Genomic DNA, 24,883 nt, shown 5'->3' with positions numbered 1-24,883 from the left:
GCTCGAACGCCATGCTCCTGTTCGGCATCGCCGCCGTGGCGGTGCTGCTGGTGGCGCCGTTCGGCGTCTATCCCGTGTTCCTGATGAAGGTGATGTGCTTTGCGCTGTTCGCGTGCGCCTTCAACTTGCTGCTCGGCTACACGGGGCTCCTGTCGTTCGGCCACGCCATGTTCTTCGGCGGGTCGGCCTACATCTGCGCCCACACCACCAAGGTGCTGGGCTTCACGCCGGAGCTCGCCATCCTGGCGGGTGTCGCATTCGCGGCGCTGCTGGGGCTGATCTCCGGCCTGCTCGCCATCCGCCGGCAGGGCATCTACTTCGCCATGGTCACGTTGGCTTTGGCGCAGATGTTCTTCTTCTTCTGCCTGCAGGCGAAGTTCACCGGCGGTGAGGACGGCCTCCAGGCGGTGCCGCGGCGCCCGCTGTTCGGCGTCATCGACATCAGCCAGGACATCCACCTTTATTATTTCGTGCTGGCGATCTTCCTGTTCGGCTTCTTCGTCATCTACCGCACCATCCACTCGCCTTTCGGGCAGGTGCTGAAGGCGATCCGCGAGAACGAGCCGCGCGCCATCTCGCTCGGCTACCGGGCGAACCAGTACAAGCTGCTCGCCTTCGTGCTCTCGGCGGCCCTCGCCGGCCTCGCCGGTTCCACCAAGGTGCTGGTCTTCCAGCTCGCCTCGCTCACCGATGTCGCCTGGCAGATGTCGGGCGAGGTGATCCTGATGACGCTGGTGGGCGGCATGGGCACCATCCTCGGCCCGGTGGTGGGCGCGGCCGTGATCGTGACCATGCAGAACTATCTCGCCGGCCTCGGCGAGTGGGTGCTGGTCATTCAGGGCGTCATCTTCGTCCTCGCCGTCTCCCTGTTCCGCCGCGGCTTCGTCGGCGAGGTGATCGCGGTCTGGGCGCAGATGAAGGCTCGCAAGTCCAACGGCTAGCATCGGGGCGTCCGGCTCCGGCAGCCGGACAGACATCCTCCCACCCCGCGGGCGTCCATCGTCCGCGGGGTTTTTGTTGGGCTGGCCCCGTCAGCGGCGGCGCACGGTATCCATGGCGAAGACCGCAAGGCCGGCGGCCAGCCCCCAGACCGGGGCACCGAGACCGAGGGCACTGATGCCCGACGCCGTGGTGGCGAATGTCACGATGGCGGCGGTGCGGTCCTTGTCCACGTTGAGCGCCGCGGTGAGCGAGCCGGTGAGGGGGGCGATCAGCGCCAGCCCCGCGATGGTGGCGACCAGCGCCGGCGGCAGCGCCGCGAACACCGCCACCAGCGAGGCGCCCGCCGCCGCCAGCAGCAGATAGAACAGGGCATAGACCGGCCCCGCCTTCCACCGCGCCCGCGGGTCGGGGTCGCACTCCGGCCCGGTGCAGAGAGCGGCGGTGATGGCGGCAAGGTTCGAGGCATGGGCACCGAATGGCGCCGTCAGCACCGAGGCGATGCCTGTCGTGGCGAGAATGGAGCGCACCGGCGGCACGTAGCCGCTGGCCGTCAGCACAGCGAAGCCGGGCAGGTTCTGCGACGCCATGGTCACGAGGAACAGCGGCAAAGCGATGCTGATCAGCACGCCGCCATCGAACTCCGGCGTCACCCACACCAGCGCCGAGAGTTCGGGCGCAGGCATGGGTCCGACCGCCCCCAGACCGAGGGCCGCGCCGATGCCGGCGACGAGCGCCGCCGGCACCGACCAACTCGGCGCGAGCCGGCGCGTCAGGAAGAAGGCGACCACCACCGGCAGGACCAGCGCCGGGCTCTTCACCGCATGTTCGGCCAGCGCGGTGACGAAGCGCACCAGCACGCCCGCGAGCATCGCCGCCGCCACCGCAACGGGAATGCGCGCCACCAGCGTGCCGAGCGGCTTCACCGCGGCGCAGGCCACCATGAGCAGGCCGGCCACCAGAAAAGCGCCCACCGCCCGCTCCATGCCGATCCCCGCGCCGAACGCAGCGAGCAGCGCCGCGCCCGGCGTGGACCACGAGCTGATGATGGGCATGCGGTGGTGGATGGAGAGGAATGCGCTCGATCCGGCCACTGCGAGGCACAGTGCCGCCACCCAGGACGAGGCCTGCGCCGGGCTCGCCCCTACCGCCGCGGCGGCGGAAAGGATGAGGGCGAGCGTGCCGCCGAAGCCCACGAGGGCGGCGACGAAGGCCGACACGATGGCGGAGACGGGCACGCTCAACTCCTCGCGGACGTCTATCGGAAGGCCTCCGCCTAGCGGCTCAGGGGGCCTGCGCCGACAACACGGGGACGAGCGCCGCCAGCGTCTGCCGCCGCGCCACCAGCCCGAGGGATTCGGGGGACGCCATGTCGAGGGAGGTATAGCGCACGAACACCGCGGTGCGGCCGTCCTTCTTCGCAAAGCCGACGAACCAGCCGAACGGCCGTGACCGGTCGCTGCGCCCGTCCGGGAAGCGGCCGTAGCCGGAGCCTGTCTTGCCGAAGGTGAGCCAGCCGGCCGGCTGCTCCTCGATCGCCATGATGCGGATGGTCTGGTCCACGGCATCGGCAGACACCGGCAGCTCCCCCTTCAGCATGCGGCGCAGGAAGTCGATCTGCTCGCGGGGGGAGATTACGAGGGAAGAGGAGATCCAGTAGCGCTTGCCGGGCTCCTCCTCGCCCTTCACCCCGCCCATGTTCTCGTTGCCGTAGGTGAAGACCTTGAGATAGTGCGCCATCCGCTCCCGGCCCAGCTCGGCGGCCAGCAGCTCGGAATACCAGACCACCGAATTCTTCATCCAGGAGCGGGGCGTCTGAGGGCCGCGCGTCACCTCCCGTTCGAGGTCGGCACCCGGCGGGGGCTCGTAGACCGGCTGGCTATCGCTCTTGAGGATGCCGGCGTCGTAGCCCATCAGCGCCAGCACCACCTTGAAGGTGGAGTTGGGCGGGTGCCGGGCGGCGCACAGTCCCTGCTTCGCCAGCACCCGACCGCTGTCGAGGTCGGTGACGAGCAGGCAGTCCTCGGCGGCCGCTGCCGGGCGCAGGACGAGGAGCGCCGGGGTCAGAGCGAGGGACAGCGTGAGAACGAGGCGGGCGAGAGGCGCTCCCACCCCCGAGCGCAACCACCCCATCAGGAGGCCTTGGCCGGCTTGTCCACGAGGCGCGGCGCGTAGGTGTGTTCCTTGGCGGGGAAGGTGCGGGCGCGCACTTCCTCGGCATAGGTCGCCACCGCCGTCTCTATGTCCGGGCCAAGGTTGGCGTACTTCTTCACGAACTTGGGCACCCGGTCGCCGAGGCCCAGCATGTCCTCCAGCACCAGGATCTGTCCGTCGCAGGCGGGCGAGCCCCCGATGCCGATGGTGGGGCAGGGCACTTCCTCGGTGATGCGGCGCGCCAAGGGCTCGGCAATAGCCTCCAGCACGATGGAGAAGGCGCCGGCCTCGGCAATGGCGCGAGCGTCGTCGAGGATGATGGAGGCCTCCGCATCGTCGCGGCCGCGGGCCTTGAACGAGCCGAGCGTGTTGATGGCCTGCGGGGTGAGGCCCACATGGCCCATCACCGGCACGCCGCGATCCACCAGGAAGCGCACGGTCTCGGCCATGCGGCGGCCGCCTTCGAGCTTCACCGCGCCGGCGCCGGTCTCCTTGAGCACGCGGGCGGCGGTGTGGAAGGCCTCGGTCGGGCTCGCCTCGTAGCTGCCGAACGGCAGGTCCACCACGATGAGCGCGCGCTGCGTGCCCCGCACCACGGCGCGGCCGTGGACGATCATCATCTCCACGGTGACGGGGACGGTGGTCTCCAGCCCGTGCATCACCATGCCGAGGCTGTCGCCGACCAGGATCACGTCCACATGGCGGTCGAGCAGGCGCGCCGTATGGGCGTGGTAGGAGGTGAGCGACACGATGGGCTCGCCCCCCTTGCGGGCCTGGATCTCGGGCGCGGTGACGCGGCGGGCGTCGGCCTGAATGGACATGGCGTTCCTCTTGGCTTGGCCGCCGTCATGGCTGCGGCCGGGGTCGTTCGCGGCTCCGGCAGGAGCCGCCCTCACCTGTGCGTTGTTCTTGTTCCCCTGCGGCTTTGCCGCTTCTACATCACCGGCACGCCGACGACGTAGGGATGGAATAGGTAGGCGAGGGCGAGATAGAGCACCAGCCCCCCGCCCACCACGAGAGCGTCGCCCGCCCAGTTCTTCGGCGCCACCGGCACCGGCAGGTTGCGCCGCTTCAGCGAGATGCGGTCGAACACCGCCCAGGCCAGCACCGCGCCGAACAGGACGATGGAGGCGATATCGCCATTGGCGAGCAGGTGCGCCACCGCCCATGTCTTCACGCCCACCAGCATGGGGTGCTTGAGCCAGGCCTTCACGTGGCTCGGTACATAGGCGGCGACGATGGCGATGGCGGCGAACAGCATCAGCAGCAGCGTGAGGTGCCGCATCCCGACCGGCGGGTTCCACACCTGCAGCGGGCCGGAGGCGCGCCACAGGGCATAGCCATACGCCGTGAGCAGCAGCCCCGAGGCCGCCAGCAGGGAATAGAAGCCCTTGTAGGGGCCTTCCCCCAATTGGGCGATGAGGCTGGCGCGCAGGCCTCTGACAGTCGTCACCAGGTGGATGCCGAGGAAGACGACGAGACCGAGCAGCATCATCACCATGGGGCAGGTCTCCTTCAGGCGCGGTCCGCAGACGTCAGCCGCCGCCGGGCGGACATTAGTGGCACCGGAGCCGGTTGGAAACGGGGCAGCGGCCCAGCAACTGGTGGACGGTGCGAGCGGCGGCAACAGCTTGCGCGCGACCGCAAGCGTGGCACTATGGCTGACGGGAGGGCAGCGGGCATGAGTCTAGCTCTGGTTGTGCGACCGCGTGCCGGCTGGAAGGCCCGGCCTCCGCTCGCGACGCGCCCGCTTCGGGCTTCCCCCACTTGGCTGGCGGCACTCTTCCTGGCCGTTTCGCTCGTCTTGTCGCCGGCCTTTGCCGCTCCCGCCTCCGCCGGCACCGCGGCCGTGGTGGCGCTGATCGATCTGTCGCGCCAGACCATGACGGTGAGCGTCAACGGCATGCCGCAATATTCCTGGCCGGTCTCCACCGCCCGGCGCGGCTATGTCACGCCCACCGGCGCCTACCGGCCGCAGCGCATGTACCGCAGCTATTTCTCGCGCAAGTATTACAACTCGCCCATGCCCTACTCGATCTTCTTCAATGGGGGCTATGCCATCCATGGCAGCTACGAGGTGAGCCGCCTCGGCGCGCCGGCCTCGCACGGCTGCGTGCGGCTGCATCCGTCGAACGCCGCCACGCTCTATTCCCTGGTGCAGAACTACGGGGCGGGCAACACGCTGATTCTCATCACGCGCTGAGGAGCTGCCTTTCCTGCTCCTCGTCCGGTGCATGCGTGCCCTGCAGCGAATCCCTCGCAACAGGTCTTCTATTCGTCGCGCACCCATGGTATCGGCCACTGCCAACTCGTAGCGAGGCGTCGGAGCCCAAGGCCAGCCCAAGGCTTGGTCCAGACTCAGCCCCTCGTTCCGGCCCCGATCCAGCGGTCGCGTTCCGCGCCGCCACCAGGAGTTGGCCATGACGACCCCCAATGGGACTGCGCATTCGTCCGCGATCGACAGCCGCTCGCGCTTCCGCGAGGCGCTGACGTTCGACGACGTGCTGCTGACGCCTGGCGCCTCCGAGGTGATGCCCGGTCAGGTGGAGATCGGCACCCAGCTGACCAAGACCATCAGCCTCAACCTGCCGATCCTCTCCGCCGCGATGGATACCGTGACCGAATCGCGGCTGGCCATTGCCATGGCCCAGGCCGGCGGTATTGGCGTCATCCACCGCAATCTCTCGCCCGAGATGCAGGCCGAGCATGTGCGGCAGGTGAAGAAGTATGAATCGGGCATGGTGGTGAACCCCGTCACCATCCACCCCGACCAGACGCTCTCCGACGCCCTCGACCTGATGAAGCGCTATTCCATTTCCGGCATTCCGGTGGTGGAGCGCGGCACCGGCGGCATTGCCGGCCGTCTCGTCGGCATCCTGACCAACCGCGACGTGCGCTTTGCCCGCGATCCCGGCCAGCGCGTCGCCGAGCTGATGACCAAGGACCGGCTGGTCACTGTCCGCGAGGGGCAGGTGAACCAGGACGAGGCCAAGCGCCTGCTGCACCAGTACCGCATCGAGAAGCTGCTGGTGGTAGATGCGGACGACCGCTGCGTCGGCCTCATCACGGTCAAGGACATCGAGAAGGCGGTGGCGTATCCCAACGCCGCCAAGGACGAGCAGGGCCGCCTGCGCGTTGCCGCCGCGACCACGGTGGGCGAGGACGGCTTCGAGCGCACCGAGCGCCTGATCGACGCCGGCGTCGATCTCGTGGTGGTGGACACGGCCCACGGCCATTCCCGCAAGGTGCTGGACCAGGTGGAGCGCATCAAGAAGCTCTCCAACCGTACCCAGATCCTCGCCGGCAACATCGCTACCTCCGACGGCGCCAAGGCGCTGATCGATGCCGGTGCAGATGCGGTGAAGGTGGGCATCGGCCCCGGCTCCATCTGCACCACCCGCATCGTGGCCGGCGTCGGCGTGCCCCAGCTCACTGCCGTGATGGACGCGGTGGAAGCGGCGCTCCTCACCGGAACGCCGGTGGTCGCCGATGGCGGCATCAAGTTCTCCGGCGATCTTGCCAAGGCGCTGGCAGCCGGCGCGTCCGCCGCCATGGTGGGCTCGCTGCTCGCCGGCACCGACGAGAGCCCCGGCGAGGTGTTCCTGTTCCAGGGGCGCTCCTACAAGTCCTATCGCGGCATGGGCTCGGTGGGCGCCATGGCCCGCGGCTCGGCCGACCGCTATTTCCAGGCCGAGGTGCGCGATACCCTGAAGCTGGTGCCGGAAGGCATCGAGGGGCAGGTCGCGTACAAGGGGCCGGTGGGCGCGGTTCTGCATCAGCTCGCTGGTGGCCTCCGGGCGGCCATGGGCTACGTGGGCGGCAGCAACCTGAAAGAGTTCCGCGAGCGCGCCCGCTTCGTGCGCATCTCCTCGGCCGGCCTGCGCGAGAGCCATGTCCACGACGTGACCATCACCCGCGAGAGCCCCAACTACCCGACCAGCGTCTGAAGCTGTTTGGGTGTTCGCACCGGCGCGGCTCACCCCGCGCCGGCGGCACCGCCGCCGCGCATCCGCACCACGAATTCCACCAGGAAGGCCGTGGACCAGGCAACCATCATCGGCCCGATCAGCGATTCGAATCCGGCGAGAGCCCGGAACGAGCGAACGATGCTCACGCCATCGGGCCCGAGCGTGGTGTAGGTGGAGAGCGAATAATAGATGGCGTCCCGCGGGTCGCCGATGGCGTCAAGCAGCACATAGGCGCCGGCCCAGATGCACACCTCGGCGAGATGCACGAGGCTGAGACTGAGCACCGTGGCGCTGATGATGACGGATTCCACGAAGACGTGGTCGACGTAAATCTTTCCGCGGATCCGGTGGTTGAGGCGGCGGCGGATGAGCGTCAGCGAAATCGCGTGCGTGACCACGGTGAGCATCGCCAGGACGATGCTCGTGACGACCACCGCGAAAACCGCGCCCGAACCGATATTTCCGTCCATATCCCAGGTCCGCTCCCGCTTTGAAGGGCGCTGACCATATCACCAGTCGGTCGGCCAGACCGCTCGCGAGAGCGGCGGTCAGATGTTGCGGCGGGGATCCTTGGGCGGGGTCACGTCGATCATGCCGCTCTCGTCCGGCGTCCCGTAGGTGCGCGTCTCGCGCAGGTCGATGACCCGGAAGGAAAAGCCGCCGTTGCGCTTCATGCCCGGCGCGCGGCCGGTGACGAGGGCATAGACGCCGCCGCCAATGACCAGGGCTGTGATGACGATACCCGCCACCAGGATGAGCCCGCCCACGAGGGTGAAGAGGGCGAGGCCCACGAGACCCGCCACCACAAGGCCAGCGATGCCGCCGAAGATGTTCACGAGCTGTTTCATGCCTGAAAGACTGCCGGCCAATTCAGGCGGAAATCCGTGCGGCGACGCGGGGGCACCGGCAACCTTTTCGTGACCGGGCTGGGCGCGGAGCGTGGAGGGGCGGGAGGCGGATCAGTCCGCCGCCCCCTCGTCATATTGCTCCATCGCCGGCTCGCGGCCGATCAGCCGGGCGAGTTGGCGCAAGCGGTTCTGCACACGCTCGTTGACCAGCGGCACCAGCGCTTTTGGTACGCTCAGCACCAACTGGTCGCCACGCACCTTCAGCGGCATGCGGGGCAGGATGCCCGGCATCGCAGCGGACAGTACATAGGCCACCCGCATGGCTGCGCCGAGAATGCGTGCGCGGTCCAGCATTCCGGTGGTGACGAGTTCGAGAATGCGGGTGTCGCTCTCGTCTGCGCCCAAGCCCACATGGCGGAAATAGACCGACAGCGCCACATACGCCCGGCCCGGGTGATCGATGCCGGCGAAGGCGGCGTGGGCGATCATGTTCAGGCTCTGCTCGCCACGATAGTCGGGATGGGCGCGCCAGCCCACGTCCGCCAGCAGGCAGGCCGCGCGGCGCAGGCGGCGTTCCTCGTCCGCCTCCTCCAGCACGGGGGCAGACGCAAAGAATCCGTCGGTCCAGGCGACCAGTTCCTCGCCGTGCAGGGGCGAGCGCGAGCGCAGGACGTTCATCTCGGCGGCGGCGATGAGCAGCGGGTCGCCGGCGCGCTCGGCTTCCGGCAGCAGCGAATAGAGCAGGCCTTCCCGCACGCCGAGCGCGGAGATGACCACCTCGGACGGGCGGCCCTGCCGCACGATGTTCTCCAGCACCAGCGCGCCGTAGGCGAGCAGGGGCCGGCGGGCATCGGAAATCACGTCGATATGGGCCAGCGCCTCGGTATCGGCGCGATGGACGATGCGGGTGAAGTCCAGCGCCTCCCGGGCGGGGATGACGTAGCCGTGCATCACATGCAGCGGATAGCCCTTGGTGAACATGTGGAGGCGCGCGAGCGCCCGCCATGTGCCGCCCACCGCATAGAAGGTGCGGCCGGCGAGGCCTTCCAGAACCTGGGCCTCGGGGATGGTGTCGCGGACGATCTTCTCCGCCTTGCGCGTCGAGCGCGCGGAGCGGTCCTGGAGGGCGAGGCCGCCCAGGGGCAGGGTCACGCCGGTGCCGACGCAGCCGGCCTTCACGTCCACCAGCTCCAGCGAGCCGCCGCCCAGGTCGCCGACGATGCCGTCCGGCGCATGGACGCCCGCGACGATGCCGCACGCGGCGAGTTCCGCCTCGCGCTTGCCGGTCAGGAGTTCGATGCGGGTACCGCAGATCGCCTCGCACTCGGCGATGAACGCCGGGCCGTTCTGCGCATCACGCGCCGCCGCGGTGGCGAGGGCGTGAACCTCTCCCACCTCCATGGCGTCGCAGAGCGCACGGAAACGCCTCAGGGCCGCGAAGGCGCGATCGACGGCATCCTGCGGGAGCCGGCCGGTGGAGAGCACCTCCCGGCCGAGCCCGCACAGGGCCTTCTCGTTGAAGATCGGCGTCAGCGCACGGTTGAGCCCCTCGTACACCACGAGGCGCACCGAGTTTGAGCCGATGTCGATGACGGCAACCGGCGCCCCGTGGGACAGCCGGCCAGGCGCATGCGTCAACTCAGCGCCCGCCTCCGCGGCGGACGAAGAGGCTACGCGGCGAAGAATCCTTGAGAGACTTTCCACGTCCGGACAAGCTCGGATTTGTCATGAAGTACTGATGGGCGTTGAACGGTTCCTCGCCCGGCGCCGGGACTATGCGTTCGGAGGAGCCATCCGGCAAGACGCGCCAGCTCTGCTGGTTGTCGATAAGGTTCGCAACCATGATCTGGTCGAGCACCTGTTCATGCACCGTGGGGTTGGTGATGGGACACAGGGTCTCGACCCGACGGTCGAGGTTGCGCGGCATCAGGTCCGCCGAGGAAATGTAGACGATGGCGTTCGGGCTTGGCAGGCCATGGCCGCCGCCGAAGCAATAGATGCGCGAGTGCTCCAGGAAGCGCCCGACGATGGACTTGACCCGGATGTTCTCGGAAAGGCCGGGAATGCCGGGCCTAAGGCAGCAGATGCCGCGAATGACGCAATCCACCTGCACGCCGGCGGCGCTCGCGGCATAGAGCGCGTCGATGATCTCGGGGTCCACCAGCGAATTGCACTTCAGCCAGATGGCTGCCGGCCGACCGGCCCGCGCGAACTCGATCTCGTCCGCGATGTGCTTCATCAGGCGCGGCTTCAGCGAGGCGGGCGAGACGGCCATCGCGTCCAGCTCGCCCGGCGTCGCATAGCCGGTGATGAAGTTGAAGATGCGCGCAACGTCCTGGGCGATCACCGGGTCGGCGGTGAAGAAGGAGAGATCGGTGTAGATGCGTGCGGTAATGGGGTGGTAGTTGCCGGTGCCCACGTGGACGTAGGTGGCGAGCTGCGAGCCTTCCCGGCGCACCGCCATGGAGAGCTTGCCGTGGGTCTTCAGCTCGATGAAGCCGAACACCACCTGCACGCCCGCGCGTTCCAGGTCGCGGGCCCAGCGGATGTTGGCTTCCTCGTCGAAGCGGGCCTTCAGCTCCACCAGAGCCGTCACCGACTTGCCAGCCTCGGCCGCCTCGGCCAGCGCCTTCACGATGGGGCTGTCGGAGGAGGTGCGGTAGAGGGTCTGCTTGATGGCGACGACGTTGGGGTCGCGGGCGGCCTGACGAAGGAACTGAACCACCACGTCAAAGGATTCATAAGGGTGGTGAACCAGAATGTCCTTCTCACGAATAGCGAGAAAGCAGTCTCCGCCGTGGTCGCGGATGCGCTCGGGAAATCGGGCGTTGTAGGCCTGAAACTTGAGGTCCGGCCGGTCCACCGAAACGAGCTGTGAGAACTCGTTCAGGGCGAGCACGCCGTCCACCACGAAAATCTCGTCGTCATTCACGCCGAGTTCGCGGGCGACGAAGTTGCGCAGCTCCTCAGGCATGGCGGCGTCGGCCTCCATGCGGATCACTTCGCCGTAGCGGCGCTGCTTGAGGGCCGTCTCGAACAGCCGCACGAGGTCTTCCGCTTCTTCCTCGATTTCGAGGTCGCTGTCGCGGATGACCCGGAACACGCCCTGTCCCTTTACCGCGTAGCCGGGGAAGAGGCGGGCGATGAACAGGCCGATCATCTGCTCCAGCGTCATGAAGCGCAGCGCGCCGGTGCCGAGGTCCGGCAGGCGGATGAAGCGATCGACCTTCGCCGGGATTCGGATGAGCGCGTTCATGCCCCGCCCGTCCGACTGCCGCACCAGCTGGAGCGCCAGCGAGAAGCCGAGGTTGGGAATGAACGGGAAGGGGTGCGCAGGATCGATGGCGAGCGGGGTCAGCACCGGGAAGACGTAGTTGAGGAAGTGGCGCTCCAGCACTTCCAGGTCCTCGGGCGTCCCGTCCGCGCCGTCCACGAGCACGATGCCGGCGCCGGCGAGGTCTCGCCTCAGTTCGCGCCAGCGGCCCTGCTGGTCGGCGATCAGCTGAGCGGCGGCGGCGAGAATGGTCGTGAGCTGCTCGGAGGGGGTGAGGCCGTCGGGGCTCGGGGTCTGCACGCCCTCGCGCACCTGCTCCTTCAGGCCCGCGACGCGGACCATGAAGAATTCATCGAGGTTGTTGGCGGAGATGGAGAGGAAGCGCAATTGCTCCAGCAGGGGATGATTGCGGTTCTCCGCTTCCTCCAGCACGCGGCGGTTGAAGCCGAGCCAGGAAATCTCGCGGTTGATGAACCGCTGCGGTGACTGCGCGAGCGGGCTTTCCACTTCGGCGACGACTTCGGTCTCGGAGAGAGCCACAGCCTCGTTCATGCCCATTCGCTCCCGTCGCTCCCTCGTGCCCCAATGGCGGAAACCGGCCGGACCATGGCTGGCTTGGATGACCACTCTATGACATTGCGCCGCCCGTGCATGCTCCTCAATCTTCCGACTGGGGAGATGTGCCCGGAGGCGCCTCGTCCGGCAGATCGGCCAGCGCGGTCGCCAGCACCTGGGCGGCAAGAGCACGCGTCACCGGACGCCGGGCGGCCAGCGCTGCCTGGTCGAGCGCCTCGACGATGTGTTGCGCGCCTGCCACCGAGCGCGGGATGCGCAACAGCAGGTATTGCACCGTTGCCTCGTCCACGGCGAGCTGCCGGTCGGCGAACAGCTTGACCAGGACCGCGGCGAGCAGCGCATCGTCCGCCGGGGCGATCTCGAACACCGGGATCGCGCGCAGCCGGGAGGCGAGGTCGGCGGTGGCGAGGGTGAAGCCGGAGGGCGGCATGCGCGCCGTCATCAGCAGGTAGGCCTGCTGCTCGCGGGCGAGATTGAGCAGGTGGAACAGGGCGGGCTCGCTGAACGTCGCCGGGTCAAGGTCTTCCAATACCAGCGCTTCATGGGCGAGGGCCGCCGGCACCGCCTCGCGGGCGAGATCAGAGGCGGCCAGCGTCAGCGCGCCCGAACGCTCGGCGAAGATGGCGGCGAGGTGGCTCTTGCCCGCGCCCTCCGGCCCGACGAGGCAGGCGACGCGCGACGGCCAGTCGGGAAATGCGTCGATCAGGGCGAGTGCCGCCGCGTTGCCGGGCGCGGCCAGGAAGTCCTCGCGCCGGAGTGCGGGCTGGTTCGGCAGGTCGAGGGGAAGCTGTCGCGGCGGCTCGGCCGGGGTGCGGGGCATCGGGTCAGCGCGTCTCGGCGGGCGGATCTTCGTCCGCCGCGCCCTGATAGAGCGAGGACTGCATGTAGCGGGCGATGGCGAAGCGCACCAGCACGCCGGCGACGGCCGTGAGCGGAACCGCCAGCAGCAGGCCCACGAAGCCGAAGAGATAGCCGAAGGCGAACAAGGCGAACATCAGCCACACCGGGTGCACGCCGATGCTGTCGCCCACCAGTTTCGGCGAGAGCACATAGCCCTCGATGGTCTGGCCGGCGACGAAGATGGCGAGCACGGTGCCGATCATGCTCCAGTCCGGGAAGAACTGGACGATGGCCACGCCCATGGCCAGCACGAAGCCGGTGAGCGAGCCCACATAGGGGATGAAGGTGATGACCCCCGAGACGATGCCGATCAGCAGGCCGAAGTTCAGCCCCACCATGGAGAGGGAGACGGCATAGAAGCCGCCGAGCAGCAGGCAGACCATGGCCTGCCCGCGCACGAAGCCGGCCACGGCATTGTCCATGGCGAGGGCGAGGCTCCTCACCACCGGGCGGTGCGGCACGGGCACCAGCCGGTCCACCAGGCCCACCATCTCGTTCCAGTCGCAGAGGATGTAGAACACAACCACTGGCGTCACCACCAGCAGCGCGAACAGCGAGATCAGCGCCTGCCCGCCGGACCAGACGGACGAGAGCAGGCTCAGCACATGGCTCACCCCCTGCGTCATCAGGTCGGAGATGGAGCGCTGCATGTCCGGCAGCCGGTCGCCGACGATGCCGCTCAACCATTCCCGGTTTTCTTCGGTCAGGAGGCCCTGCAGGCGCGTCACATAGGACGGCAGGCGCTGGATGAACTCGAACAGCTGGGACGACAGGATGGGCAGCGCCAGCAGGAAGAACAGCATCACCAGCAGCAGCATGATCCCCACCACGACCAGCGCGGAGAGGGTGCGAGCGACGCCGATGCGCTCCAGGCGCGCGACGACCGGATTGAGGAAATAGGCGAGCACGATGCCGGCCACGAACGGCAGGAGGATGCCCGCGAGCAGCCACAGGACGACGGCGGTGAGCAGCAGCGCGCCCACCCAGAAGCGGGCCTGGATGCGCACGGAGGGACCCTCCACCTCGGCATGGACCGGCAGGGGCATGCGCGGCAGGCGGGCGAAGGCGGCACCGCGCCGCGCCGGCGACGTGGGGTCGCTGCGGAGTTCCGGCATACGGGTGCGGTCGCCGTCCATCACCTTGCGCCTTTCAACCGGCCGCCCCGAGAAGCGCCGATCCTGAACCGTTGCCCCTCAGCTTGCCATATGGCGCGTCCATGCGGCGAGATAGGCAGCGGCGGAAAGGCCCGTCAAGAGGCCGACAAGCACGAGCCCCAGATCGTACAGGCCGGGCACCGTCACCCCGAAGCCCGCGCTGGCCAGCACAAGGGCAGCGAAGCTGATCTGGGCCGCCGTATTGACCTTGGAAATCAGCAGAGGGCTGATGGTTACCGGCTTCGCCATCACCAGCGACAGCACCACCGCGCCGATGATCATCACGTCCCGCGACACCACCGCGATGGCCACCCAGCGCGGGATGAGCCCCACCACCGCCAGCGTCACGTAGATGGAGACGAGGAGCGCCTTGTCGGCAACCGGGTCAAGATAGGAGCCGAGCTCCGTCTGCATCTGGAAGCGCTTGGCGATGAAGCCGTCGAGTGCGTCGGAAATCCCCGCCGCGAGGAACAGCCAGAAGGCGAACAGCGGTTCGCCGGATGCAATGGCCCACACCACGGCCGGCACCAGGAAGATGCGCAGCAAGGTGATGATGTTGGGGATGCTCACGGCTCTTCCGCCACCCTGATAGCGTTGAAAGGCCCGTCATTGGAGGGCGCGGAAAGCTCCGCGCCCGTTCAGCCGCTGATGCGCTCGATCTCGGCGCCGCAGCGCGACAGCTTCTCTTCGAGCTTCTCGAAGCCGCGATCGAGATGGTAGACGCGCTGGACCATGGTCTCGCCCTCGGCGGCGAGGCCGGCGATGACGAGGGAGACCGAGGCGCGCAGGTCGGTGGCCATCACCGGGGCGCCGGTCAGGCGCTCGACGCCCTCCACCACGGCGGTGTCGCCGTCGAGCTGGATGCGGGCGCCGAGGCGGGCCAGCTCCTGCACGTGCATGAAGCGGTTTTCGAAAATGGTCTCGGTGATGCGCGAGCGTCCCTTGGCCTTCGTCATCAGGGCCATGAGCTGGGCCTGGAGGTCCGTCGGGAAGCCCGGATACGGGGCGGTGGAGACCTCCACCGGCAGGATGCCGGCGCCGTTGCGGCGCACGCGGATGCCCTCGTTGGTGGCATCGATCTCGGCGCCGGCGTGGCGCAGGGTCTCAAGCGCGTCTTCAAGCAGGTCCGGGCGGGCGCCGGCGAGCATCACGTCGCCGCCGGTCATGGCCGTGGCCATGGCATAGGTCCCGGTCTCGATGCGGTCGGGCAGCACGGCATGGCGGGCGGCCTTGAGGCGCGGCACGCCTTCGATGCGGATGGTGGAGGTGCCGGCCCCCTCGATGCGCGCGCCCATCTTGATGAGGCAGTCGGCGACGTCGACGATCTCCGGCTCGCGCGCGGCGTTCTCGATCACGCTCTCGCCGCGGGCGAGGGCGGCGGCCATCAGCGCGGTATGGGTCGCGCCCACCGACACCTTCGGGAACACGATGCGGGCGCCGGTGAGCCCGCGCGGGGCCTTGGCCAGCACGTAGCCGGCGTCGATCTCGATGTCCGCGCCGAGCGCCCGCAGGGCGTCGAGGTGGAAATCCACCGGCCGGGTGCCGATGGCGCAGCCCCCCGGCAGGGAGACCTTGGCGACGCCCATGCGGGCGAGGAGCGGCCCGACCACCCAGAAGGAGGCGCGCATCTTCGACACCAGTTCGTAAGGAGCGACAGTGTCGACGATGACGCGAGCGTCGATCTCCAGCGTCTGGCCGGCATAGGGGTCGTCCCCGTTGCGCTTGCCGTTGGTGGTGATGTCCACGCCGTGATTGCCGAGGATGCGCTGCAGCAGCGCCACGTCCGCGAGCCGCGGCACGTTCTCGAGAATCAGCTTCTCCTCGGTCAGGAGGCTGGCGATCATCAGCGGCAGGGCTGCGTTCTTCGCGCCCGAGATGGGGATCGTGCCCTTCAGCTCGTTGCCGCCGACGATGCGAATCTTGTCCATGCCGTCCTGTCCTTGCCTTGCGGGCGGCGCCCCCCGAGCCGGCCGTAAGCGGGTATAAGAGGAAAGCTCTAGCCCGCCTCGCCGTCCGGCACAATCGCGGGCTTCCCCTCGGGCGGGGCGCTGCTACCACCCGTTGCGGGATTTCCACCGGAAGCCTCGGGGGAAGATGACGCATCGGGCGCCTGCGGCGTGCGCCGGGCGCGGGCCTGCGTCTTGCGGCGCTGGAGATTGGCGCGCAGGGCGGCGGCGAGGCGGTCCGATCGATCCGTGTCAGAGGCCATGATGTTCCCTTTTCGTCCCATTAAAGCTGGTCCCGAGCCGGCGCAAGGGCACCCTTTCTCCTTACCTTTGCGTGCATTGCTGGCCTTGCCGCAGGGAGTGTGCTAACGAGCCCAATTGCTGGGCCGGGGGCACGCGGGCGTTCAGGCGCTCCACCATCCGCGCGCGGCGCGAGGACGGACCGACGCAATCTCGTCTCCTTCGCGACGGAGGGGGACTGGGCACGGCGGAAAAAAGGCATTATGCCCTCGTCCAGCCGCCGAACGGCAACGGGATTATCCGAACAACCGAGGGTTCGATCTATGAGTGACATCGCCGAGCGGGTGAAGAAGATTGTCGCGGAGCATCTGGGGGTTGAGCCCGAGAAGGTCACGGAGAGCGCCTCCTTCATCGACGATCTCGGCGCCGACAGCCTCGACACCGTGGAACTCGTGATGGCCTTCGAGGAGGCTTTCAACTGCGAGATCCCGGACGATGCCGCCGAGACCATTCTGACTGTGGGCGACGCGATCAAGTTCCTGGAAAAGAACGCGGCTTGATCCATTCGCGTGTCCATCTGGCGGTCGCGTGGCGCTTGGCGCCCGCGGCCGTTGTTGCACCGGGCCGCGCGCCAGGCGCGCTGATTGCCCGCCTCCCGGAGTTTTTCCCATGAGACGTGTTGTCGTCACCGGCCTCGGCATGGTGACGCCGCTCGCCTGCGGCGTCGAGCCGACCTGGCGGCGGCTTCTCGCCGGCGAAAGCGGTGTCAAGGCGATCAGCCATTTCGAGGTCGCCGACCTCGCGTGCAAGATCGCGGCGAACATCCCCCGCGGCGACGGGTCCGACGGCACCTACAATCCCGACCAGTGGATGGAGCCGAAGGAACAGCGCAAGGTCGATGAATTCATCGTCTTCGCCATGGCCGCCGCCACCCAGGCGCTGGACGACGCCGGCTGGCATCCCACGGAGTACGAGGACCAGATCACCTCTGGCGTCCTGATCGGCTCCGGCATCGGCGGCATCGAGGGCATCGCGGATGCGTCCCTGCTGCTGAAGGATCGCGGCCCGCGTCGCATCTCGCCCTTCTTCATTCCCGGCCGGCTCATCAACCTCGCCGGCGGCTACGTCTCCATCGCCCACGGCCTCAAGGGGCCGAACCATGCGGTGGTCACGGCCTGCTCCACCGGCGCCCACGCCATCGGCGACGCCGGCCGGCTGATCGCCCTTGGCGATGCGGACGTGATGGTCGCGGGCGGCACCGAATCGCCGGTGAACCGGCTCTCCATCGCCGGCTTCGCCGCCTGCAAGGCCCTTTGCACCGCCTTCAACGAAGACCCCACCCACGCCTCGCGCCCCTATGACAAGGACCGCGACGGCTTCGTCATGGGCGAGGGCGCCGGTGTCGTGGTGCTGGAAGAGCTGGAGCACGCCAAGGCCCGCGGCGCCAAGATCTACGCCGAGCTGGTTGGCTACGGCCTCTCGGGTGATGCGTTCCACATCACCGCCCCGTCCATGGACGGCGATGGCGCCTATCGCTGCATGTCGGCGGCGCTGAAGCGGGCGGGGATGACGGCCGATGACATCGACTACATCAACGCCCATGGCACCTCCACCATGGCCGACGAGATCGAGCTGAAGGCGGTTGAGCGGCTGCTCGGCAATGCGGCGGCCAAGACCGCCATGTCTTCGACCAAGTCGTCCATCGGCCACCTGCTCGGAGCCGCGGGCTCGGTGGAGGCGATCTTCTCCATCCTCGCCATCCGCGACCAGATCGCCCCGGCGACGCTGAATCTCGACAATCCGTCGGTGGAAACGCCGATCGATCTGGTGCCGCTGACGCCCAAGCCGCGCAAGATCGACGCCGTGCTGTCCAATTCCTTCGGGTTTGGCGGCACGAACGCGTCGCTGGTTTTCCGCCGCTACGCCGCCTGATGCGGCCCGACGGCCGGGCTCGCGCCCGGCCGCACGACGCTGGGACAGCCTGCCCCCGTCACGCCCGAATGTCCCTTTAGCAAGCCGCCAAAAGGTGGCTGACTGCCCCGCCGACAGGGCGGGAGCCTTCGCCGACGACAAGGGAGCCCGGGATGGCCCAGTCCAACGACGGATCATCGACGCGCGAGGAGCCGGTGGAGGCCGGGAGCACGGCAGCCCCGACGCCGGCATCTTCCGAGCCTGCCGTGCCGCAGTCTCACGCCGGTGCAGGCGAGGAATCGCCGCTTCTGCCGAAGGGGCAGGTCCGTCCGCCCGACGCCGGCGTGTCCGCCCCGCCACGGCCGCCCGCCGCTCCGCCGATGCCCACCGGTCCCGCCCGCAGTTCGAAGCCGCGCAAGGCGCCGCCGCGCCGGCCACCGCCGAAGCCGCCCAGGCCATCGCGCAGCGCGCGGCATCCCGCTGTGACCATCGGCAGCGGCATCTTCACCTTCCTGCTGTTCGTCTTCGTGGCAGTGGGGCTCGCCGGTTGGTACGGCCAGCGCGCTTTCACCGAGCCGGGCCCGTTGACCACTGAGAAGGTGGTGAACATTCCGCGTGGCGCCGGGGTGCGCGACATGGCGGAAATCCTGGAGCGCGAGGGCGTGGTCCAGAGCTGGGTGCTGTTCGTCGCCGGGCAGAAGATCGCCCGGCCGGATGCCTCACTGAAGGCGGGTGAGTACGTGTTCAAGCCGGGCCAGTCGGTGGCGAGCGTCATCGACACCATCGCCTCCGGCAAGGTCGTGCTCCACCAGGTGACCATCCCTGAGGGGCTGACCAGCCAGCAGGTGGTCAAGCGGCTGATGGACAACGATCTTCTCACCGGCACGCCCGCCGTGCCGCAGGAGGGCACGCTGCTGCCCGAGACCTACCGCATCCACCGCGGCATGACCCGGGACGCCGTGTTGCAGGAGATGGCGGATGCCCAGAAGAAGCTGCTCGCGACCGTCTGGGCCAAGCGCGCACCGGACCTGCCGCTCAAGAGCCCGCAGGAACTCGTGACCCTCGCCTCCATCGTCGAGAAGGAGACCGGGCAGGCCGACGAGCGACCCAAGGTCGCCGCCGTGTTCGTCAATCGCCTCACGAAGAAGATGCGGCTCCAGTCCGATCCGACCATCATCTATGGCATCGTTGGTGGCAGGGGCTCGCTCGGCCGGCCCATCAGCCGCACCGACATTGCCACCGCGACGGCCTACAATACCTATGCCATCGACGGCCTGCCGCCCGGCCCCATCTGCAATCCGGGCAAGGACGCGCTGATGGCGGCCGCCAACCCGCCGAAGACGAAGGATCTGTTCTTCGTCGCCGATGGCACCGGCGGTCACGCCTTCGCCGAGACCCTGGCGGATCACAACAAGAATGTCAGCCGCTGGCGGGCGATCGAGCAGGGCGCAGCCCCGGCCCAGGGCGGGCAGTCGCCCGCAGGGCCGCCCACCACACCTCCGGCCGCCCCCGGCCGCTGACCGACACGGAGACGGCGATGGCCGCGGGACCGATCATCAAGCGCGCAGCGGTCTCGGCCGGAAAGGTGGAGCCGAGGACGCCGCTCGCCAGCATGACCGGCTTCGCCCGCGTCTCGGGCTCGCACGGTCCGTGGCGCTTCGGCTGGGAAGTGCGTTCCGTCAACGGCAAGGGCCTCGACCTGCGGCTCCGCTTGCCGCCCGGCTTCGAGGCGATGGAATCGGACGTCCGCAGCCGCACCGGGCAGGTGCTCTCCCGCGGCTCCGTTTCCGCCAATCTCACCGCCACCCGCGAGGGCGAAGCCTCCACCGTCCGCGTCAACCAGGGTGCGCTGGAAGCGCTTTACCGTGCCATGGCCGAGAGCGCGCGTCGCCTCGGCGCTGCCGCTCCCACCCTTGATTCGCTCCTCGCCGTGAAGGGCATGGTGGAGATCACCGAGGCCGAGGACAGCGAGGAGGAGCGCCGCGCCCTGATGGCTGCCGTGCTCGAAGCGTTCGACCGGGCGCTGGCCGATCTCGGGACCATGCGCGAGCGGGAGGGCAGCGCCCTCAATTCCATCCTGACCGAGCGCCTTGATTCGATCACCGGCCTTGTGTCCCGCGCCGAGCGCCTGCCCGAGCGGTCGGTCGAGGCGGTCAAGGGCCGCATCGCAGATCAGGTCCGGGTGCTGATGGACGCCGCCTCGCTGGATCCGGATCGTCTCCACCAGGAGGCCATTCTCGCCGTCACCAAGGCCGATGTGCGCGAGGAACTCGACCGCCTCGTCGCCCACATCGCCGCCGCGCGCGACCTGATGGCGGCCGGCGGCCCGGTGGGGCGGCGGCTGGATTTCCTCGCCCAGGAGTTCAACCGCGAGGCGAACACCCTGTGCTCAAAGTCCAATTCCGTGGCGCTCACGCAGATCGGGCTTGACCTCAAGCTGCTCGTGGATCAGTTCCGCGAGCAAATCCAGAACCTCGAGTGAAGTCCGCCGCGATGCCCAATTCCGCCTCTTCCTCCGTATCGCCGCACTTCGCCCTGCCGGGCTGGAAGCCGGGGGCAGGGGTGCTGGCGCGCCGCGGACTGATGCTGGTGCTCTCCTCCCCGTCGGGGGCCGGCAAGACCACGCTTTCCCGCCTGCTGCTCAAGAGCGACGACCGCATCACCATGTCGGTCTCGGTGACCACCCGCGCGCCGCGGCCGGGCGAGGAGCACGGCAAGGACTACTTCTTCGTCGATCGCGACACCTTCCACCGCATGCGCGACGAAGGCGAGCTGCTGGAGCACGCCACGGTCTTCGAGAATCTCTACGGCACCCCGCGCGGCGCCGTGGAGCAGGCGCTCTCGGCCGGGCGGGACGTGCTGTTCGACATCGACTGGCAGGGCACCCAGCAACTCGGCGAGAGCGCCCAGCAGGATCTGGTGAAGGTCTTCATCCTGCCGCCGTCGGCGGCCGACCTGGAGCAGCGGCTGAGGTCGCGGGCGCAGGATTCGGAGGAGGTCGTGCATCAGCGCATGGCCAAGGCCTCGGACGAGATCAGCCATTACACCGAATACGACTACATCATCATCAATCACGACGTGGAGGACAGCCTCGCCAAGCTCACCGCCATCCTTCAGGCGGAGCGGCTGAAGCGGCGGCGGCTCACCGGGCTTTCGAGCTTCGTGAAGGGCCTGCGCGACAACCTCTGAGGGACGCTCTTGAGACGGGCAGAGGGCGGCGCCTACTTCTGCACCGCCACCACCTTCCCCTTGTCCACCGCCAGGGCAAGGTTGCCGGCCTTGAGGGCGAGGGCGTGAACCCCGAACAGCTCGCGTCGCCAGCCCTTCAGCGCAGGCACGTCGGCCTCGTCGCTCACCGCGATCCGCTCCAGGTCCTCGGTCGTCGCGATCACCTTGGCGGCCACGGCGTTCTGCTCCGCCGTCATGCGCAGCAGCACCTTCAGCAGCTCGACCGTAGCACTGGCGCCGTTGGGCAGGGGCTTGTCCCGCTCGATGCGGGGCAAGGTCTTGGGGTCGCGGGCGACGCCGCGCTTCACCGCCTCCAGCACCGCCTCGCCGTAGCGCGAACGCTCGAAGCCCTTGGGCAGGGACCGCAGCTCCGCCAGCTTCTCGGGGGTTTGCGGCTGCTGCACGGCGATCTCGCCGATAACCTCGTCCTTGATGACGCGACCGCGCGGCAGGTCGCGGGTCTGGGCCTCCCGCTCGCGCCAGGCGGCGACTTCCACCAGCACCGCCAGTTCGCGCGGCTTGCGCACGCGCGACTTGAGCCGCTCCCAGGCCTGCTCGGGATGCTGCTCATAGGTGGCGGGGGAGGTGAGGACGTGCATCTCCTCGCCCACCCACTCGCCGCGGCCGCGCGCGTCGAGGTCGGCGGTCAGCTTGATGTAGATGTCCCGCAGGTGAGTGACGTCGGCGATGGCGTAGGTGATCTGGGCCTGGCTCAGCGGCCGGCGCGACCAGTCGGTGAAGCGCGAGGACTTGTCGAGGCTGTGGCCGACGGTGCGCTGGACCAGCTGGTCGTAGGAAATGCTGTCGCCGTATCCCAGAACCATCGCGGCCACCTGGGTGTCGAACACCGGGTGCGGAATCAGCCGGGCCTGATGCCAGATGATCTCGATGTCCTGCCGCCCGGCGTGGAAGACCTTCATCACCCGCTCATTGCTCATGAGCCGATAGAAGGGGGCGAGGTCCAGCCCATCCGAGAGCGCGTCGATGAGAATGGCCTCGTCGGGAGAGGCCACCTGCACCACGCACAGCTTCGGCCAGAAGGTGCTTTCCCGCAGGAATTCCGTGTCGACGGTGACGAAGGGGTGTCGCGCAAGACGCTCGCAGGCAACTGCCAGCGCCTCGGTCGAGGTGATGGGGTCCATGCTGCAAACATACCCACGACGACGCGTTCGGCAAAGGAAATGTGGCGCTATGTTGTCGGAAAGGCGTCAGGCAGCCGAGGCGCGGGCGCGGCGCAGGGCTTCCTCTGCGGAGCCAGGACGGCCCAACAGGTAGCCCTGCAGGTGTGAGCAACCTTCGGCCGTGAGCAGCCGGCGCTGACCCTCGGTCTCGACGCCTTCGGCGGTACAGCGCAGCCCGAGCGTGCGGGCGAGGCCGACGATCGCACGGACAATGGCGAGGCTCTGGGGCGAGGTCTCCACCTGCTCGATGAACGAGCGGTCCACCTTGATGCGGCCGATGCTGAGCGTCCGCAGGTAGCCGAGAGAGGAATAGCCGGTGCCGAAATCATCGAGCGCGACCGTGATTCCCTCTTCGCTGAACTGTTCCAGCGTCGCCCGCACCATGGGGCCTTCGTGCAGCAGGGTGCTTTCGGTGATCTCCACTTCGAGCCGCGAGGGGGCGAGGCCCGAGCTTTCGAGCGCGCTCCGCACCTGCCGAAAAGCTTCGGCGCCGCGGAACTGGACGGGCGAGAGGTTGACCGAGACGACAAGACCGTCAGGCCAGGCGGTTGCTGCGGTACAGGCCTCGGTGAGAACCCAGGCGCCGAGCGGCAGGATGAGCCCGGTTTCCTCGGCCACCGGGATGAAGCTTTCCGGATTGACCAGTCCGCGCTCGGGATGGCGCCAGCGCAGCAGCGCCTCGAACCCGGCGATTCGGCCCGATTCGGCCTCGACGATGGGCTGGTAGAGCAGGAAGAACTGATGCTCCCGCCATGCGGTCTGGAGGTCTACCTCCATCTCCCGCCGCTCGCGGACCAGACGCTCCATCTCCTCGACGAAGACACGGGCAATGCCCCGGCCGTCGGTCTTGGCACGATAGAGGGCGAGGTCGGCATTCTTGAGCAGCGCCGCCACGTCGTTGCCGTCGCGCGGGGCCATCACGATGCCGATGCTGCAGCCGCTGATGATGCGGTGGAGGCCGAGGTGAAGCGGCGTCCGCAGCGCGTCGATCAGGCGTTGGGCGAGTTCCGTCGCCTCGCTCTCGCGCGTCACCCCCAACAGCACGACTGCGAACTCGTCGCCTCCCAGGCGCGCAGCGAAATCCTCGGGGCCGAGCAGGCCGCGCATGCGTTCCGCCAGTTCCGCCAGCATGGTATCCCCGGCGTCGTGGCCGAGGGTGTCGTTGACGGTCTTGAAATAATCGAGGTCGAGATAGATCAGGGCGAAGGGCGTCCCGCCGCCCCGCGCGCCCAGGAGCGCGCCCAGCCGTTCGGTGAAGGCGAGGCGGTTGGGCAGGCCGGTCAGCATGTCGATCCGCGCCATGGCGTGCTGCGTCACGGCGAAGGCGCGCTCATCGCGAAGGTGCCGGCCGAGCCCCCAGGCGGCGAGGACGATGGTGAGGCAGAGCAGCCCGGCGGCCACGAGCAGAGGCGTCGCCCGCTGCCACATGAGGGCGTCGAGGGACGCAACGCTGTCGCTCACCACCACCGCCACCGGCAGGTCGCCGACCGGGTGGACGGCGGCGACGCGGGCCTTCTCGTCCAGCGTGCCGGCGGGCAGCTCAGCCATCTGGCCGCTGCCGAACACCGCCGCCGCGGTCCGCGCGCGCACGGCAGCATCGCGCGGAGACAGGCCGGCCGAGCCGGGATTGCGGGCGAGCAGCGCGCCGTCCGACCGAACCAGAGCGATCATGCCGTCGCGGCCGAGCCGGATGCCGCCGTAGAAGCGCTCGAAATAGGCTTGCTCCATGGCTCCCAGCACCAGGCCGAGGAAGCGGCCGGAGCTGTTGGCGAAGCGCTTGGCAAGATAGATGGTGACTGAGCCGGTGCCGCGGTTCGGGACCGGCTCGCTCAGGAAGATGTCGGGTCCCCGCATCCCTTCGAGGGCCAGGAAATAATCCCTGTCGGATACGTTGACCCTGGGGATGGGCCAATAGCGCGAGAAGTTGAGGAGCTTGCCAGTCTCGTCGATGATCGTGATGGCGTCGACGAAGGGCAGACCCGAAATCTTCTCCCGCAGGGTCGCGTGGATGTCTTCCCTCGACATCACGACGGCAAGTTCGGCCTGCGTCTCGATGCCTTTTTCGCGTGCATGGGAGATGAGGTCGTCCTGGATGAGGCCGACACTCTGGAAAGCCCGGGCGGTCTGCTCGGACAGCGTCACCGCGAGGTTTTCAAGTTCCCTGGTGCGGTCCGCAGCGCCATCGTGCCACAGTCGCGTCACCAGCAGGCTGGTGGCCGAGATGACGCAGACGATCAGGGCGATGACGATGAAGGCGAGCCACAGAGGCCCGCGCAGCGCCGGACCAGCCACGTCCGACGGCCCGGTCTCCCGCCCCTTCGGCGTCTCCATGCCGGCCTCATTCTCTGTCACACCCGCACCCGCACGACCCGTCGATTGAGACACGGCGAAGCTGAACCTACATCCTTCGCGCACGGCTGAACAGGACTGCGCGCTTGACACGGGCCGGAACGCATGCACCTTCGCCCCGCCTCAGATGCGGACTTTCGAGCCGTGGCGCGCGGTGACGCGGCGCCCGGCACGCAAGCGGCGCCTTGGGGGGCCGGTGCGCGCCAATGGCCTGC

24 protein-coding genes are annotated in these 24,883 nt (G+C 68.5%); 8 read left to right on the top strand and 16 right to left on the bottom strand.

Annotated features, from left to right (window positions below):
- Positions 1–11 precede the first annotated feature (11 nt).
- Positions 12–941, top strand: a complete 930-nt coding sequence (locus ACT54R_RS17970; RefSeq protein WP_476329223.1) for a branched-chain amino acid ABC transporter permease — start codon at positions 12–14, stop codon at positions 939–941.
- A 90-nt stretch (positions 942–1,031) separates the two neighbouring features.
- Here ACT54R_RS17970 and ACT54R_RS17965 read toward each other — a convergent pair whose 3' ends face one another.
- The 4 genes from ACT54R_RS17965 to ACT54R_RS17950 all read right to left on the bottom strand — a co-directional run bounded on the left by ACT54R_RS17965 (position 1,032) and on the right by ACT54R_RS17950 (position 4,594).
- Positions 1,032–2,177: a benzoate/H(+) symporter BenE family transporter gene (locus tag ACT54R_RS17965; protein WP_476328541.1), complete on the bottom strand. Its 1,146-nt coding sequence runs from the start codon at positions 2,175–2,177 to the stop codon at positions 1,032–1,034.
- 46 nt (positions 2,178–2,223) lie between these two features.
- On the bottom strand, positions 2,224–3,051 hold the full coding sequence (locus ACT54R_RS17960) for a penicillin-binding transpeptidase domain-containing protein (protein ID WP_476328539.1): 828 nt from the start codon (positions 3,049–3,051) through the stop codon (positions 2,224–2,226).
- Positions 3,052–3,071: 20 nt separating this feature from the next.
- Entirely contained in the window at positions 3,072–3,914 is an 843-nt protein-coding gene (panB, locus tag ACT54R_RS17955; RefSeq protein WP_476328537.1) for a 3-methyl-2-oxobutanoate hydroxymethyltransferase, read from the bottom strand.
- Between the two features lie 113 nt (positions 3,915–4,027).
- Positions 4,028–4,594: an NnrU family protein gene (locus ACT54R_RS17950; protein ID WP_476328535.1), complete on the bottom strand. Its 567-nt coding sequence runs from the start codon at positions 4,592–4,594 to the stop codon at positions 4,028–4,030.
- 180 nt (positions 4,595–4,774) lie between these two features.
- Here ACT54R_RS17950 and ACT54R_RS17945 point away from each other — a divergent pair, with 180 nt between their 5' ends.
- Positions 4,775–5,296: a L,D-transpeptidase gene (locus tag ACT54R_RS17945; protein ID WP_476328533.1), complete on the top strand. Its 522-nt coding sequence runs from the start codon at positions 4,775–4,777 to the stop codon at positions 5,294–5,296.
- 217 nt (positions 5,297–5,513) lie between these two features.
- Positions 5,514–7,040 (top strand): IMP dehydrogenase, encoded by a 1,527-nt coding sequence (gene guaB, locus ACT54R_RS17940; RefSeq protein ID WP_476328531.1) that lies wholly within the window; start codon positions 5,514–5,516, stop codon positions 7,038–7,040.
- 29 nt (positions 7,041–7,069) lie between these two features.
- Here the strand turns inward: guaB and ACT54R_RS17935 are convergent, their stop codons facing one another.
- The 9 genes from ACT54R_RS17935 to ACT54R_RS17895 form a co-directional block, all read right to left on the bottom strand.
- Positions 7,070–7,531 carry an ion channel gene (locus ACT54R_RS17935; RefSeq protein WP_476328529.1) on the bottom strand — a complete coding sequence of 154 codons (462 nt, stop codon included), beginning with the start codon at positions 7,529–7,531 and terminating at the stop codon, positions 7,070–7,072.
- Positions 7,532–7,609: 78 nt separating this feature from the next.
- Positions 7,610–7,909, bottom strand: coding sequence for a hypothetical protein (locus tag ACT54R_RS17930; RefSeq protein ID WP_476328527.1), 300 nt, complete (start codon positions 7,907–7,909; stop codon positions 7,610–7,612).
- Positions 7,910–8,020: 111 nt separating this feature from the next.
- Complete coding sequence (gene ppx / locus ACT54R_RS17925; RefSeq protein ID WP_476328525.1) at positions 8,021–9,547, bottom strand: exopolyphosphatase; 1,527 nt, start codon at positions 9,545–9,547, stop codon at positions 8,021–8,023.
- A 1-nt stretch (position 9,548) separates the two neighbouring features.
- Positions 9,549–11,735 carry an RNA degradosome polyphosphate kinase gene (locus ACT54R_RS17920; protein WP_168459222.1) on the bottom strand — a complete coding sequence of 729 codons (2,187 nt, stop codon included), beginning with the start codon at positions 11,733–11,735 and terminating at the stop codon, positions 9,549–9,551.
- A 106-nt stretch (positions 11,736–11,841) separates the two neighbouring features.
- A complete protein-coding gene (locus tag ACT54R_RS17915) occupies positions 11,842–12,579 on the bottom strand; it encodes an HdaA/DnaA family protein (protein WP_476328522.1) in 738 nt (245 codons plus the stop codon).
- 4 nt (positions 12,580–12,583) lie between these two features.
- Positions 12,584–13,795 carry an AI-2E family transporter gene (locus tag ACT54R_RS17910; RefSeq protein WP_476328520.1) on the bottom strand — a complete coding sequence of 404 codons (1,212 nt, stop codon included), beginning with the start codon at positions 13,793–13,795 and terminating at the stop codon, positions 12,584–12,586.
- Between the two features lie 57 nt (positions 13,796–13,852).
- Positions 13,853–14,383, bottom strand: a complete 531-nt coding sequence (locus ACT54R_RS17905) for a CDP-alcohol phosphatidyltransferase family protein (protein WP_476328518.1) — start codon at positions 14,381–14,383, stop codon at positions 13,853–13,855.
- 68 nt (positions 14,384–14,451) lie between these two features.
- On the bottom strand, positions 14,452–15,741 hold the full coding sequence (gene murA, locus ACT54R_RS17900) for a UDP-N-acetylglucosamine 1-carboxyvinyltransferase (RefSeq protein ID WP_168459219.1): 1,290 nt from the start codon (positions 15,739–15,741) through the stop codon (positions 14,452–14,454).
- Positions 15,742–15,809: 68 nt separating this feature from the next.
- A complete protein-coding gene (locus tag ACT54R_RS17895; protein ID WP_476328516.1) occupies positions 15,810–16,022 on the bottom strand; it encodes a hypothetical protein in 213 nt (70 codons plus the stop codon).
- 300 nt (positions 16,023–16,322) lie between these two features.
- On the opposite strand from ACT54R_RS17895, the gene ACT54R_RS17890 reads away from it, so the two are divergent.
- Entirely contained in the window at positions 16,323–16,559 is a 237-nt protein-coding gene (locus ACT54R_RS17890) for an acyl carrier protein (RefSeq protein WP_012115109.1), read from the top strand.
- A 109-nt stretch (positions 16,560–16,668) separates the two neighbouring features.
- On the top strand, positions 16,669–17,931 hold the full coding sequence (gene fabF / locus ACT54R_RS17885) for a beta-ketoacyl-ACP synthase II (protein ID WP_168459217.1): 1,263 nt from the start codon (positions 16,669–16,671) through the stop codon (positions 17,929–17,931).
- Between the two features lie 256 nt (positions 17,932–18,187).
- On the opposite strand, the gene ACT54R_RS17880 is transcribed toward fabF, so the two are convergent.
- The gene (locus tag ACT54R_RS17880; RefSeq protein ID WP_476328514.1) at positions 18,188–18,412 is read right to left on the bottom strand and encodes a hypothetical protein; all 225 of its coding nucleotides are present in this window, start codon (positions 18,410–18,412) and stop codon (positions 18,188–18,190) included.
- On the opposite strand from ACT54R_RS17880, the gene mltG reads away from it, so the two are divergent.
- The 3 genes from mltG to gmk all read left to right on the top strand — a co-directional run bounded on the left by mltG (position 18,393) and on the right by gmk (position 21,099).
- On the top strand, positions 18,393–19,430 hold the full coding sequence (gene mltG, locus ACT54R_RS17875; RefSeq protein ID WP_476328512.1) for an endolytic transglycosylase MltG: 1,038 nt from the start codon (positions 18,393–18,395) through the stop codon (positions 19,428–19,430). The two genes, ACT54R_RS17880 and mltG, sit on opposite strands and share 20 nt — an antisense overlap.
- 92 nt (positions 19,431–19,522) lie before the next feature.
- Positions 19,523–20,392, top strand: a complete 870-nt coding sequence (locus ACT54R_RS17870; protein ID WP_168459274.1) for a YicC/YloC family endoribonuclease — start codon at positions 19,523–19,525, stop codon at positions 20,390–20,392.
- Positions 20,393–20,403: 11 nt separating this feature from the next.
- Positions 20,404–21,099, top strand: coding sequence for a guanylate kinase (gene gmk, locus ACT54R_RS17865; RefSeq protein WP_476329220.1), 696 nt, complete (start codon positions 20,404–20,406; stop codon positions 21,097–21,099).
- Between the two features lie 32 nt (positions 21,100–21,131).
- On the opposite strand, the gene rnd is transcribed toward gmk, so the two are convergent.
- Both rnd and ACT54R_RS17855 read right to left on the bottom strand, forming a co-directional pair.
- Complete coding sequence (rnd, locus tag ACT54R_RS17860; RefSeq protein ID WP_476328510.1) at positions 21,132–22,280, bottom strand: ribonuclease D; 1,149 nt, start codon at positions 22,278–22,280, stop codon at positions 21,132–21,134.
- Between the two features lie 66 nt (positions 22,281–22,346).
- Positions 22,347–24,650: a bifunctional diguanylate cyclase/phosphodiesterase gene (locus tag ACT54R_RS17855; protein WP_476328508.1), complete on the bottom strand. Its 2,304-nt coding sequence runs from the start codon at positions 24,648–24,650 to the stop codon at positions 22,347–22,349.
- Between the last annotated feature and the right edge of the window lie 233 nt (positions 24,651–24,883).

The organism is Xanthobacter sp. DMC47, assembly GCF_056313845.1.
This window is presented reverse-complemented; position numbering and strand designations above follow the sequence as displayed.